We start from the raw sequence: 13,377 nt of genomic DNA on the forward strand, positions 1-13,377 counted from the left end.
TCATGACTCGCCCCGACGTCGTCGTCACCGGGCTCGGCGCGACGACCCCGCTCGGCGGGGACGTCGCGTCGACCTGGGACGCCATGGTCGCCGGCCGCTCCGGGGTGAGCCCCCTCACCCAGGAGTGGGCGGCGCAGCTACCGGTACGGATCGCCGCGCAACTCGCGGTCGAGCCGTCCGAGGTGCTGGATCGGGTACGGCTGCGTCGGCTGGACCGCTCCGAGGCGATCGCCCTCGTCGCGGCGAAGCAGGCCTGGGCGGACGCCGGGCTGGCCGACTCGGGGCTCGACCCGGAACGGCTCGCGGTGAGCGTCGGGTCGGGCATCGGCGGCGCCACCACCCTGCTGGCCCAGGACGACATCCTCGAGGCCTCCGGGCCGCGCCGGGTGTCCCCGCACACCGTCCCGATGCTGATGCCGAACGGCCCGGCGGCCTGGGTCGGGCTGGAACTCGGCGCCAAGGCCGGCGTGCACTCCGTGGCCAGTGCCTGCGCGACCGGCGCGGAGGCGATCGCGCTCGGCCTGGACATGATCCGGTCCGGCCGCGCCGACGTGGTGGTGGCCGGCGGCACGGAGGCCGTCATCCACCCGCTGCCGATCGCCGGCTTCGCCTCGATGCGGGCCATGTCGACCCGCAACGACGAACCGGAGAAGGCGTCCCGTCCGTGGGACAAGGGCCGCGACGGCTTCGTCCTCGGTGAGGGCGCGGGCGTGGTGGTCCTGGAGCGGGCCGAGCACGCGGCGGCCCGGGGCGCCCGGGTGTACGCCCGGCTCGCCGGCTCCGGCATCACCTCGGACGCGTACGACATCGTGCAGCCGCACAACGAGGGTGAGGGAGCAATCCGGGCGATCGCGAAGGCGATCGCCGACGCGGACATCGCCAAGCGGGACATCGTGCACGTCAACGCGCACGCCACGTCGACCCCGATCGGCGACATGCTGGAGATCGGCGCGCTGCACAAGGCGCTCGGCGATCACCCGGTGCTCGCCGCGACGAAGTCGATGACCGGGCACCTGCTCGGCGCGGCCGGCGCCCTGGAGTCGATCGCCACGATCCTCGCCATCCGCGACGGTGTCGTCCCTCCGACGATCAACCTGGACGACCCGGACGAGAACCTCACGCTGGACGTGGCCGCCCACAAGGCGCGCCACATGGAGATCCCCGCGGCGCTGAACAACGCGTTCGGCTTCGGCGGGCACAACGTGGCTCTCGTCTTCGCGCGGGCCTGAGACCACCGCCTTGGAGGCTCACGTGACCACCACCGCCGTCGGCGCGGACGCCGCGGGCCTGGACCATCGGGATCCCGAGGTCCGCCTGCGGGCTCTCGTCGACGCCGGCTCCCTGCGCCTGCTGGCGCCCCGGGACAGCTCCGGGGTGATGTGGGCGCGCGGCGAGATCGAGGGGACGCCGGTCGTCGCGTACGCGACGGACGCGACGCGGATGGGCGGCGCGATGGGCACCGAGGGGTGCCGGCACATCGTCGACGCCATCGACACCGCCGTCCGGGAGCGGGTGCCGGTGCTCGGCCTGTGGCACTCCGGTGGCGCCCGGCTGGCCGAGGGCGTGGTCGCGCTCGACGCCGTCGGGCAGGTCTTCGCCGCCATGGTCCGGGCCTCCGGCCGGGTGCCGCAGATCTCCGTGGTGCTCGGCCCGGCGGCCGGTGGCGCGGCGTACGGGCCGGCACTGACCGACATCGTGGTGATGAGCGGTGCGGGCCGGATCTTCGTGACCGGCCCCGAGGTGGTCCGCAGCGTCACCGGCGAGCAGGTCGACATGGCGCGTCTCGGCGGCCCCGAGCCGCACGGCCGGCGCTCCGGCGTCGTGCATGTGACGTGCGCCGACGACGACGCGGCGTTGGCCGAGTCGCGCCGGCTCGCCGCGCTGCTCGGTCGGCATGGTCGCCTCTCCCCTGCCGACGTCCCCGACGGCGGCGGGGACGGGCACGACCTCGCCGCCCGGATGCCGGCCGAGGCCAACCGGGCGTACGACGTGAAGCCGGTGGTCACGGCGCTGCTCGACGCCCCCGGCGTGGAGCTGCACGCCAAGTGGGCGCCGAACGTCGTCACCACCCTCGGCCGGTTCGCCGGGCGGACCGTCGGCGTGATCGCCAACAACCCGCTGCGGCTGGGCGGCTGCCTGGACGCCGCCAGCGCCGAGAAGGCGGCCCGGTTCGTGCGGATGTGCGATTCGCTCGGCGTGCCGCTGATCGTGCTGGTCGACGTCCCGGGCTACCTGCCCGGTCTCGGGCAGGAGTGGGACGGCGTGGTACGCCGGGGCGCCAAGCTGCTGCACGCCTTCGCCGAGGCGGTGGTGCCGCGGGTGACCCTGGTGACCCGCAAGGCGTACGGCGGGGCGTACATCGCCATGAACTCGCGCTCGCTCGGCGCCACCGCGGTCTTCGCCTGGCCGAACGCGGAGGTCGCGGTGATGGGCGCGAGCGCCGCCGTGAACATCCTGCACCGCAAGCGGCTCGCCGCCGCCCCGGTGGAGGAGCGTGAGGCGCTGCGCGCCCAGCTGATCGAGGAGCAGATCCGGGTCGCCGGCGGCGTGAACCGGGCGCTCGAGATCGGCGTGGTCGACGACGTGATCAAGCCGGCGGAGACCCGCCGCCGGATCGCCGAGGCGCTGGCCGCGGCCCCGGCCGCGCGGGGCGTGCACGGCAACATCCCGCTGTAGCGGCCGATACGTGCCGAAGGGCCCGTGCTCGTCGAGCGCGGGCCCTTCCGCATGCCGGTCACCCCTGGTTGCGCGGGTGGCGCTTCGCGGTCCGCTCGTTGCCGCGGCGGTAGTTGCCGGTCCACCGCGCCATCACCAGTTGCGGCTCCTCGCCGACCTCGGCGAGGAACTGGGCGGCCCGGCCGCCCCGCAGGGTGGCGGCGACCCGGCCGTGATGCGTGATCACCACGACGCCGTCGCCTCGTTCGACGTACCGGAATCCCTGGGCCGCTCCCATGCGGCGAGGGTGCCAGGGCCGGGCGGGCCGGCGCGAGCCGATTTCCGGGCGGCCGGGTTGACTCTCCAGCGGCTGGAGACGGGAGGCTGACCGTCGTGAACGACCGCACCGACCGCACCGCCCTGTTCAGCATCGGGCAGCTCGCCCGCCGGACCGGCCTCACGGTCCGGACCATCCGCTTCTGGTCCGACGAGGGCCTGCTGCCACCGACCGCCCGGTCGGCCGGCGGCTACCGGCTCTACGACGCGGCCGCCGTGGCCCGGCTGGAGCTGCTGCGCAGCCTGCGCGAGCTGGGCATCGGTCTGGACGACGTACGGCGGATCCTGGACCGGCAGGCCACCGTCACGGACGTGGCGCGGGCGCACGTCCGCGCCCTGGACGCCGAGATCCGGACGTTGCGGGTGCGCCGGGCGGTGCTGCGGTCGATCACGAGACGGGGCAGCACGACCGAGGAGTGGAGACTCATGAACGACCTGGCCCGCCTCTCCGCGCGGGAGCGGCAGCAGATCATCGACGACTTCGTGACGGAGGTCTTCGCCGGCCTCGACGGCGGCCCGGAGTCCGGCATCGCCCAGGCCATGCGGGCGATGCCGGCGGAACTGCCGGACGAGCCCACCGACGAGGAGGTGGACGCCTGGCTGGAGCTGGCCGAGCTGGTCGCCGACCCGGACTTCCGCCGCCGCGTACGCGAGATGGCGGTGGCCGGCTCGGCGGGCGAGGCGGGGCCGCCGCCGGAACCGCTGCGGTCGATCGAGTCGGCCCGGGCCGCGCTCGCCGCCGGCGTCGCACCGGACTCGGCGCAGGCCCGGACGGTGCTGGACGAGATGGTGGACCCGGCGCTGTCCCCGGAGGAGCGACGGAGGCTGGCCGACGACATGGCCGCCTTCACCGACCGCCGGGTGGAGCGGTACTGGCAGCTGATCGGCGTGCTCAACCGGCGGCCGCCGTTCCCGCCCGCCGTACCGGCCGTGGAGTGGCTGATCGCCGCCCTGCGCGCGGCCTCCTGAGCCGAGAGGGCCCGCGCCCGCCGGGGCGCGGGCCCTCTCCTGTGGAGTCCGGCCGCTACGATCCGGACGTGTCCGACGAGGCCACGCCGGCGACGGAACCGTCCCCGGCGCGATTCGTGGTCTGCGGCGACAGCACGCTGGCCCGCCGGCTGGTCACCGAGCTGGTCGACCGGTACGGCGTCCCGGTCACGGTCGTGCTGCCGTCGCTGACCGGCAACCACGCGCCCGACATCGCCGAGTTCCGGCCCGAGACCGGGGACCCGGCCTTGCGGCCCGAGATCCTGGTGGCCCGCCGGCTCACCGCGGACGTGCTGGACCGCGCCGGGGTGCGCGACGCCGCGGCGGTCGCGCTCGTCGGGGCCGACGACGTCGCCAACGTGGACGCCGCCATGATCGCGCGGGAGCTGGACCCGGACGTCCGCCTCGTGGTGCGCCTGTTCAACGCGGTGCTCGGCGAGGGCGTGGCCAGCATGCTGGGCGACTGCGCGGTGCTGTCCGGCTCGGAGATCGCCGCGCCGGCGTTCGTGGCGGCCACCCTCGACGACGAGGCCCCCACCTACCTGCGGCTGGCCGACGACGAACTCGTCCGGGCCACCAGCCGGCGTGCGGTCGAGGGCACGGCCGCCGACGTCGTCTGCGCGCTCGCGGACACCGGCGGCCCCGAGCCGGTCACCCTGCCGGCCGACGAGGAGGGCGCCGACCTGGTGCTCGTTCGGGAGTACGGGCGGCGCGGCGACCCCGAGCCGCAGCGCCGGCGGCCGCACCTGCTGCGTACGACCGGTCTGCTCTTCGGGCGCACCCTGCGGCTGGCGCTCGGCGGCATGGCCGTGCTGTTCGCCGTCGCCGCTGCGGTGCTCGCGTACGCCCGGGACCTGGGGCCCACCGACGCCGCCTACCTCGTCCTGCTCACGGCGCTGGGCGGCGCCGACGCGGACCCGGCCGCCTCGCCGGTCGAGAAGGTCATCGCGGTGGCGCTGGCGATCGCGGGGGTCGCGCTGGTGCCGACGGTGACCGCGCTGGTCGTCGACGCGCTCGTGCACGCCCGGCTGAAGGTGGCCGCGGGCGGGCTCGCCGATCCGGTCGACGACCACGTGATCGTGGTCGGCCTGGGCAACATCGGCACCCGAGTGCTCCAGGAGCTGCACGCGTTCGGCAGGACGGTGGTCGGCGTCGACCGGACGGAGTCGGCGCGCGGCGTGGCGGTCGCCCGGGAGCTGGGGGTGCCGGTGGTGATCGGCGACGCGACGAGCCCGGAGACGCTGCGCGCCGCGTCGGCGCGGACCTGCCGGGCGCTCCTGGTGCTCACCGCGGACGACGTCACCAACCTGGAGACGGCTCTGCTGGGCCGCTCGGTCCACCGGTCCCGCGGCACGCCCGGCCGGCCGGACGGGACGCTGCGGGTCGTGCTGCGGCTGTTCGACGACGGTTTCGCCCAGCGGGTGCAGCGCACCTTCGGCCTCACCCGGTCCCGTAGCGTGTCCTACCTCGCCGCCCCGGCGTTCGCCGCCGCCATGATGGGCCGCGAGGTGATCGACACGATCTCGGTCGGCCGCCGCGTCCTGCTGGTCGCCGAACTGCCCATCGGCGCGGGCTCGGACATCGAGGGGCGGTACTGCCCCGACATCTCCGTGCCCGGCGAGGTACGGGTGATCGCCATGCGCACCGGCCGCGCGGGCCAGACGATCTGGTCGCTGCCGGACCGCCGCCCGCTGGTGCGCACCGACCGGCTCCTCGTGGTGGCGACCCGGGCCGGCCTGGCCGCGCTGCTTCCCCGTACCGTGCCGAGCGCCGACCCGCCGCCGCTGGCGGAACCGGCGCCGTTGCGTCTGCTCACCGCGCCCGCCGGGCGGGCGGACCGGCCGGAGTCCGAGCGGCCGGCCTGACCGCGACGCCCGGGGTCAGGCCGTGCAGGTGGTGGCGGGCAGGCCCGACACCGCGACCGGGGACCGGCCGCCCGGGCGGGCCTTTCCGGCCAGGACGCCGGCCAGCGCGGTCATCGACGCCCGGCTGGAGGAGTAGGTGGCCAGCAGCGTCGGCGACTTCGCGCCGGACAGCACGTACGGGGTGTCCATGGCGACCGTGACGGCGGCGTCGGGCCGCAGGTCACCGGCGCCGTCGCCGTAGCCGACGAGGTGCACGACCGTCCCGCCGCTGGGAACCACCGTCACGCCGGCGGCCTTGAGGGCGTCGGTCAGCAGGGCCCGGGTCCGGTCCCGGCCGCCCGACGAGGTGACGGTCACCGGGCCGCGGACCGGCGTGGTGCCGCAGGTGCCGCGCAGCACGGTCACGGCGGCGGCGGCCAGGGCGTCGGCGGCCTTGCGGTGCGCCGGGGAGGCGAGCGTGGACATCGCCGGCGCCGGCTGGCCGGCCAGCCGGAACTTCATGGTCAGCACGCGGGTCACCGCGTCGACCAGACGGGCCCGGGGCAGGGAGCCGTCACGCACGGCGGCGAGCAGCCCGTCGTACGCCTGGCCGACGTTCGGGGTCATGAGGATGAGGTCGTTGCCCGCGTTCAGCGCCCGTACCGCGGCCTCCCCCGGCGACCAGCGCTTCGCGGGCGCCATGTTCATCCCGTCGGTGATCACGACGCCCTGGAAGCCCAGCTGGCCGCGGAGCACGTCGGTGAGCAGCTTGTGCGAGAACGTGGCCGGGGTGCCCGGGTCGACCGCCCGCACGTCGAGGTGGGCGGACATGACCGCCATGGTGCCGGCGTCGACGCCGGCCTTGAACGACGGCCACGCCCCGGCCTCCAGCGCCGCCCGCGACTGGGTGAGCACCGGAAGTTCCTCGTGGGAGTCGTCGGCGCTGTGCCCGTGGCCGGGGAAGTGCTTCAGGGTGGCCGCCACGCCCGCGCCCTGCAGGCCCCGGACGGCGGCCTGGACCTGCGGGGAGACCCGCTTCGGGTCGGCGCCGAAGGACCGGGAGCCGATCACCGTGCTGCGGGTGGCGAGCACGTCGGCCACCGGGGCGAAGTCGAGGTTGATCCCCATGGCGGCCAGCTCCCCGCCGGCGGCCCGCCAGGCGGCCTCGGTGAGCGCCGGGTCACCGGCGGCCCCGGCGGCCAGGGCGCTGGGCAGCACCGTCACGCCGTCGGTGATCCGGGTGACCACGCCGTACTCCTGGTCGGTGCCCACGAGGAACGGCGCGGCCCCGGTGGGCAGCTTCGCCGCGGCCTCGCGCAGCCCGGTCGTCAGCTTCCGGACCTGGTCGGGGCTGTCGACGTTCGTGGTCTCCTGGTTGCCCTTCGTGGGGTCGTCGGCGCTGAAGCCGACCAGGATCAGCCCGCCGAGCCGGTACTTGGCGATCATCTGGGCGGGGGTGTCCACGCCCGCGAGGGCCTGGTTGCCGGCCGCCGAGCCGGGCGAGACGCTGGTCGCCGCGCTGCCGTACGCGTACGGCATCAGCACCTGGCCGACCAGGTCCTCGTCGCCGAGCGTGCCGACGAGGGCCGCGGCACGGGCCGCGGGGTCGTCCGAGGGGGCCGCACCCGGCGTCGACGCCGCCGTGGACGGCGTAGCCGGCGTGGAGGGCGCCGGGCCCGGGCGGTCGGCGCTCCCGGAGCAGCCGGAGACGAGCAGGGCGGTCAGGGCGGCGACGGTGACGGCGGCGCGCCGCGGGCGAAATGACACGCCGCCCATCCCACCAGTTCACCGCGTATCGGGGCAACTTGACCTTCCCCACTCGGGCGCGGCCGCCGCCCCGGGCGCGGCCCGCGCCACCTGCCCCGCCGCACGTCGGCGCTGGCGAGTCGGTCAGCCGACTCGCGTGAGCAGGGTCACCGGCGCACCGTCTCCGGCATACCGGTAGGGCTCCAGCTCGGCGTCCCACGCCGTGCCGAGCGCCTTGTCGAGGGCGTGGGCGATGGCCTCGGGGGCGCGGGCGGTCGCCAGGATGCTGCGGAGCCGGTCCTCGCCGAGCTGGATGTCGCCGGCCGCGCCGACCGTGGCGCGGAACAGGCCCCGGCCCGGGACGTGCATGAACCGCTCGCCGTCGGCGCCCGGACTCGGCTCCTCGGTCACCTCGAAACGCAGCATGGGCCACTGCCGGAGGGCAGCAGCCAGCTCGGCGCCCGTCCCCGGGCGACCGGTCCACCCGCACTCGGCCCGGCGGGCGCCGGGATCGACGGGTTGTGGGGTCCACTGCAGGTTGACCGGCGCGGCGAGGACGCGCGCGATCGCCCACTCGACGTGTGAGCACACGGCGAGCGGGGTCGAGTGGACGTATACGACGCCACGCGTTGGCACGGTGACCTCCCGGAGAGCGAGGTGCGTCTTCCCCTACGACCTCGATCACCGAGTGGTTCCTGGAACACATGATGACTGGTGTGACGGATGGTGCGCCAGAGAATCGGAAAATTGCCAGGCGGAAGTCGCCGGAATAGCCGGACGGGTGGTGGCCGTTGGAACCCCTGACGGCGCGATGACCAGCCAGGGATCGTGGTCGTGTACAGTTCCATCGGCGGCTTGTGCCGCGCACGTCTTTCGCGGGCTCATCCATCCGGTGTCGCCCGCACAGCCCCCGGACGTCCAGTCCTCCCGTACGTCTTGCAAGGAGTACCTCCGTGGCGAGCAACACCTCTAAGACCGCGCGCGCGTCCGTCCGGGCCGGCCAGGCTGGCCAGGGTGGCGCCCTCAGCGTGCTGGGCGAGTTCAAGTACCTCATCCCGCTCAACGGCGGCAAGCACGCCTACGTGCGGAACCTGACCAACGGCAAGACCGCGCACCTGCGCACCGACTCCGAGGCCTTCGTCGAGGAGATCCGGACGCTGGCCGCCGCGGGCCACGCCGCCAAGATCCGGGCCGAGCTCAACGTCCTGGCCGAGGCGCACCCCGGCGACGGCTGGGACGCGACCGAGAAGCGCCTGGTCGAGGCCGGCGTCTTCGAGGGCTGAGCCCTCCCCGAGCAACTCCGCGAACCGCCCGTCGGGATCACCCGGCGGGCGGTTCCGTGTCTGCGGCCCGTGCCCGGACGGTCGTGAATCTTCGCAACCGACGGTTGGCGTGGTGTCATGGCGGGTAGCCGGTGTTACCACCGGGTACCCCGGTGGCGGTTCCGGGCGACCCTGCGGGAGGTGACGATGCCGGAGCACTCGGAGCTCCGTCTCCCCGACGGGGTGCGCCTGCACGTCGAGACGACAGGTCCGGTCGACGCCGACGTCACCGTGATCCTGCTGCACGGCTGGACGCTCGACGGGCGCAGCTGGCACCGGCAGCTCACCGCCCTGCACGAGGCGCTCGGCGCGGCGGTCCGGCTGGTCGCGTACGACGCCCGCGGGCACGGCCGGTCCAGTTGCATGCCGCTGCGTACGGCCACCCTGGCGCAGCTCGGCGACGACCTCGCGGCGATGGTCGACGCGGTCGCCCCGACCGGGCGGGTGGTGCTGGTCGGGCACTCCATGGGCGGGATGACGATCATGGAGTACGCCCACCGGCACCCCGAGCACTTCGCGGCGCGGACGGCCGGGCTGGCCTTCGTCTCCACCACGGCCGAGGGGCACACGCACACGGTCTACGGGCTCACGCCGCGGATCGCCCGGCTGATCCGGCTCGCCGAGACCGCCGGCGCCGGCGTGCTGGCCCGCTGCGGGTCCTGGCGGCCGCCCCGGGCGCTGCTGCGGGCGCTGCGCCCGAGCATCCGGTGGCTGCTCTTCGGCGACCACTGCGACGCCACCGACATCCGCCTGGTCACCTCGGCGGTGGCGCGCGCCTCGCTCCGCTCGATCGGCGGGTTCCGCGCCTCCATCGGCGCCCAGCACCGGCTGGACACCCTGACGGCACTCGCGCACCTGCCGGCCGCCGCGCTCGTCGGCGACCGGGACCGGCTCACGCCGCCGCCGTGCGCCGAGTCGATCGCCGCCGCGCTGCCGACCACCGACCTGACCGTCTGCCCCGGTGCGGGGCACATGCTCATGATGGAGCGGCCGGACGTGGTGAACGGGGCCCTGCTCGGAGTGCTGGGCCAGGTGCTGGGCCACCCGGCCCCGGACCGGCCGGCCGGGAGCGGGCCCGTCGCGGCCGCGCCCGGCGCCTGACAGGTCGCTCCGTCGCACCTCCGACTCGGTATGGACGGCCGGGGCCGTACCCTCGTTCGGTTGGCCCGGCGCGCGGCCCGCGGTACACCGCGGTGCCCGCCGCCGACGGGGATCAGGAGCACGCGTGACCGACCAGACCACCCTGGAGCAGGAGATCGCCGTCGAGCAACGGCATCTCGACCGGGTGTACGCCCGACTCGCCGAGCTGCGGCGGTCGGCGGTCCGCGCCGAGAAGGAGGGCTACCGGCTGGCCCGGGTCGGCACCTTCGGCGCGCTGGTGGAGCGGGACGCGATGGTCTTCCACGCCGCCCAGCGGCGGCACGTCCTCGACGCCGAGCACGAGGGGCTGGTCTTCGGCCGGCTCGACCTGCGCGACCGCCAGGTGCTGCACGTCGGGCGGCTCGGCATCCGCGACGAGGACGCGGCCACCCTGGTGGTCGACTGGCGTGCCCCGGCCGCGGCGGCGTTCTACCAGGCCACGCCGGCGCAGCCGCTCGGCGTGGTGCGCCGCCGGATGATCCAGTCCAGCGGGGAGCGGGTCACCCGCATCGAGGACGACCTGCTCGACCCGGGCGCCGCCCCGCCGGACATGGCGGTGGTCGGCGACGGGGCGCTGCTCGCCACGCTGTCCCGCGCCACCGGCCGGGGCATGCGCGACATCGTCGCCACCATCCAGCGCGAGCAGGACGAGGCGATCCGCTCCCCCGGCTCCGGGGTGACGATCGTCTCGGGCGGCCCGGGCACCGGCAAGACGGCGGTGGCCCTGCACCGGGCGGCGTACCTGCTCTACTCCGACCGCAGCCGCTACGCCGGCGGCGGCATCCTCGTGGTCGGCCCGTCCTCGGTCTTCGTCGAGTACATCGCATCGGTGCTGCCCTCCCTCGGCGAGGACACCGCCACCCTGCAGTCACTGGGCACGCTCTTCCCGGGGATGAGCGCCACCCGTACCGACCCGCCCGAGGTCGCCGCCGTCAAGGGCTCGCTGCGCATGCGGCGCGTGCTGGAACGCGCGGTACGCGACGCGGTGCCCGACGGCCCGGGCGAGTTGCGCCTGCTCTACCGGGGCGAGCTGCTGCGGCTGGACCGGCGCGAACTGGACGCGATCCGGGACCGGGCCCTGACCCGGGGCGCCCGCCGCAACGAGGTACGACGCGCCGGCTTCGACGGCGTGTTCGCGGCGCTGTGGGCGCAGGCACGCCGGCTGGGCATCGGCCGGCTGCCCGAGCAGCCCACCTTCGAGGACGAGATCGCCGACCGGCCCGAGTTCCGGGAGTTCCTCAAGGCGTGGTGGCCCCGGCTGCACCCGCGGCACGTGCTCGGCTGGCTGGCCCGGCCGGGGCGGCTGCGCCGGTACGCGGGCGGCATCCTCTCGGGCGCCGAGATCCGGCTGCTGGAGGCCGCGTACCGGACGCTGGACACCGAGGGGCTGACCATCGCCGACATCGCGCTGCTGGACGAGCTGGACGCCCTGCTGGGCAAGCCGGTGCAGCCGGCCCGGTCGAAGCGGGACCCGTTCCAGCTCGCCGGCGGGGTGCGCGAGCTGAGCACGTTCGCCGACCGGCAGCGGGCCGCCCGGGAGGCGGCCCGCGAACGCCCGGCGGACTACCGGGACTACGCGCACGTCGTGGTCGACGAGGCGCAGGACGTCTCGCCGATGCAGTGGCGGATGATCGGCCGGCGCGGCCGGCTCGCGTCCTGGACGGTGGTCGGCGATCCGGCGCAGACGGCGTGGACCGGTGACCCGGCGGAGCTGACCCGGGCGCGGGACCAGGCGCTCGGGCGCCGCCGACGCCACCACTTCACCCTCACCACCAACTACCGCAACTCCGCGGAGATCTTCGCGGTGGCGGCCGCCGAGATCCGCCGCGTCGACCCGGACCTTCCGCTGCCCACCGCGGTCCGCACCACCGGGGTGGACCCCGTCGAGCTGACCGTGCCGGCGCAGGAGCTGGAGGCCGGTGTGGTGACGGCGGCGACCGCACTGCTCGGCGAGGTCGAGGGGACGGTCGGGGTGATCACCCCGGTCCCGCGCCGCGACGAGGTCGCGGGCTGGCTGGGCGGGCTCGGCGCGCCCCGCCTCCAGGTGGTCACCAGCCTGGAGGCGAAGGGTATGGAGTACGACGGGGTGGTGCTGGTCGCGCCCAGCGAGATCCGGGCCGACCGGGGCTCGGGCGTCCGGACGCTCTACGTGGCGCTCTCCCGCGCCACCCAGCGGCTCACCACGGTCGACCCGGCCGGCTGACGCACCGCGCCGCCCCGTCCCAGCCGTGGCGGTCGCGTGGCCAACAGTTGCATACATAGCGATGTGAACATATATTTGACCGGTCCGGGAAAACGGCGGAAGGGTGGGTCGGTGGGCGCAGGTCATGACCACGGGGGGTCGGTGGCGAACGCCGCCGCACACCACCGCGGCCGGCTCTGGGCGGCGTTCGGCCTGCTGGCCGCGCTCATGGTGGTCGAGGCGGTGGCCGCGTTCCGGACCGGCTCGCTCGCCCTGCTCTCCGACGCCGGGCACATGTTCACCGACGTGCTCGGCATCGGCATGGCCCTCGCCGCGATCACCGCGGGCCGGCGCGCCGGCACGGACCCGCAACGCACCTTCGGCCTCTACCGCCTCGAGGTGCTCGCCGCGCTGGCCAACGCGGTGCTGCTGTCCGGGGTCGCGGTCTACGTGGTGGTCGAGGCGGTCGGCCGGTTCGGCGCGCCACCCGAGGTGCTCGCCGGCCCCATGCTGGCCGTCGCCGTCCTGGGCCTGCTCGCCAACGTGGTCGCGTTCGCCCTGCTGCGCTCCGGAGCGCGGGAGAGCATCAACCTCCAGGGCGCGTACCTCGAGGTGCTGGGCGACCTGCTCGGCTCACTCGGCGTGATCGGCGCGGCCGCGCTCATCGCGGTGACCGACTGGTGGTGGGCGGACCCGGTCGTGGCCGTGGCCATCGGCGTGTTCATCCTCCCCCGCACCTGGCGGCTCGGCCGCGCGGCGGTGCGCATCCTGGTCCAGGCCGCACCCGAGCACCTCCAGGTGACCGCGGTGCACGACCGGCTGGCGGCGGTGCCCGGCGTGGCCGGCGTCCACGACCTGCACGTCTGGACGCTCACCTCGGGGATGGAGGTGGCCTCGGCGCACCTCACCATGGCCCCCGGCGCCGATGTGGGCGCCGTGCTCGCGGCGGCGCGGACCGCCCTGCGCGAGGACTTCCACATCGAGCACGCCACCCTGCAGACCGAGCCGGGCGCCACCCCGGGGATCTGCGGGCCGGCCGAGTGGTAGCTCTTTGCCCGTCTTTGGGCACGAGCACCCCACTTATCGGTCACCACACCGACACGTACCGTCACAACTGCTGCATCCGTCCCGTCCGTCCCGGTAGGCTCTGTCCCGGCCTCCGCCA

General features: G+C 75.3%; 11 protein-coding genes. 8 read left to right on the top strand and 3 right to left on the bottom strand.

The window, feature by feature from the left end; translation table 11 throughout:
* Positions 1 to 2 precede the first annotated feature (2 nt).
* Together fabF and D7193_RS15995 are read left to right on the top strand one after the other, a co-directional pair.
* Entirely contained in the window at positions 3 to 1,229 is a 1,227-nt protein-coding gene (gene fabF / locus D7193_RS15990) for a beta-ketoacyl-ACP synthase II (RefSeq protein WP_120780234.1), read from the top strand.
* 58 nt (positions 1,230 to 1,287) lie between these two features.
* Positions 1,288 to 2,676, top strand: coding sequence for an acyl-CoA carboxylase subunit beta (locus D7193_RS15995; RefSeq protein WP_446686245.1), 1,389 nt, complete (start codon positions 1,288 to 1,290; stop codon positions 2,674 to 2,676).
* A gap of 58 nt (positions 2,677 to 2,734) precedes the next feature.
* Here D7193_RS15995 and D7193_RS16000 read toward each other — a convergent pair whose 3' ends face one another.
* Complete coding sequence (locus D7193_RS16000) at positions 2,735 to 2,953, bottom strand: hypothetical protein (RefSeq protein ID WP_120780236.1); 219 nt, start codon at positions 2,951 to 2,953, stop codon at positions 2,735 to 2,737.
* Between the two features lie 95 nt (positions 2,954 to 3,048).
* Between D7193_RS16000 and D7193_RS16005 the strand changes: the two genes are divergently transcribed.
* Both D7193_RS16005 and D7193_RS16010 read left to right on the top strand, forming a co-directional pair.
* Positions 3,049 to 3,960: a helix-turn-helix domain-containing protein gene (locus D7193_RS16005; RefSeq protein ID WP_120780237.1), complete on the top strand. Its 912-nt coding sequence runs from the start codon at positions 3,049 to 3,051 to the stop codon at positions 3,958 to 3,960.
* Between the two features lie 68 nt (positions 3,961 to 4,028).
* Entirely contained in the window at positions 4,029 to 5,843 is a 1,815-nt protein-coding gene (locus D7193_RS16010; RefSeq protein WP_158674816.1) for an NAD-binding protein, read from the top strand.
* A 15-nt stretch (positions 5,844 to 5,858) separates the two neighbouring features.
* On the opposite strand, the gene D7193_RS16015 is transcribed toward D7193_RS16010, so the two are convergent.
* Together D7193_RS16015 and D7193_RS16020 are read right to left on the bottom strand one after the other, a co-directional pair.
* Positions 5,859 to 7,598, bottom strand: a complete 1,740-nt coding sequence (locus tag D7193_RS16015) for a glycoside hydrolase family 3 protein (RefSeq protein WP_120780239.1) — start codon at positions 7,596 to 7,598, stop codon at positions 5,859 to 5,861.
* 114 nt (positions 7,599 to 7,712) lie between these two features.
* The gene (locus D7193_RS16020; RefSeq protein ID WP_120780240.1) at positions 7,713 to 8,204 is read right to left on the bottom strand and encodes a DUF3145 domain-containing protein; all 492 of its coding nucleotides are present in this window, start codon (positions 8,202 to 8,204) and stop codon (positions 7,713 to 7,715) included.
* Between the two features lie 317 nt (positions 8,205 to 8,521).
* Here D7193_RS16020 and D7193_RS16025 point away from each other — a divergent pair, with 317 nt between their 5' ends.
* The 4 genes from D7193_RS16025 (at position 8,522) to D7193_RS16040 (ending at position 13,259) form a co-directional block, all read left to right on the top strand.
* Complete coding sequence (locus D7193_RS16025; protein WP_120780241.1) at positions 8,522 to 8,851, top strand: hypothetical protein; 330 nt, start codon at positions 8,522 to 8,524, stop codon at positions 8,849 to 8,851.
* 186 nt (positions 8,852 to 9,037) lie between these two features.
* The gene (locus D7193_RS16030) at positions 9,038 to 9,991 is read left to right on the top strand and encodes an alpha/beta fold hydrolase (RefSeq protein WP_120780427.1); all 954 of its coding nucleotides are present in this window, start codon (positions 9,038 to 9,040) and stop codon (positions 9,989 to 9,991) included.
* A 124-nt stretch (positions 9,992 to 10,115) separates the two neighbouring features.
* Positions 10,116 to 12,233: a HelD family protein gene (locus D7193_RS16035; RefSeq protein WP_120780242.1), complete on the top strand. Its 2,118-nt coding sequence runs from the start codon at positions 10,116 to 10,118 to the stop codon at positions 12,231 to 12,233.
* 111 nt (positions 12,234 to 12,344) lie between these two features.
* Positions 12,345 to 13,259, top strand: coding sequence for a cation diffusion facilitator family transporter (locus D7193_RS16040; protein WP_120780243.1), 915 nt, complete (start codon positions 12,345 to 12,347; stop codon positions 13,257 to 13,259).
* The last annotated feature ends 118 nt before the right edge of the window (positions 13,260 to 13,377 follow it).

The sequence above is a fragment of the Micromonospora costi genome (assembly GCF_003626655.1).
GTDB classification, from domain to species: Bacteria; Actinomycetota; Actinomycetes; order Mycobacteriales; family Micromonosporaceae; genus Micromonospora; species Micromonospora costi.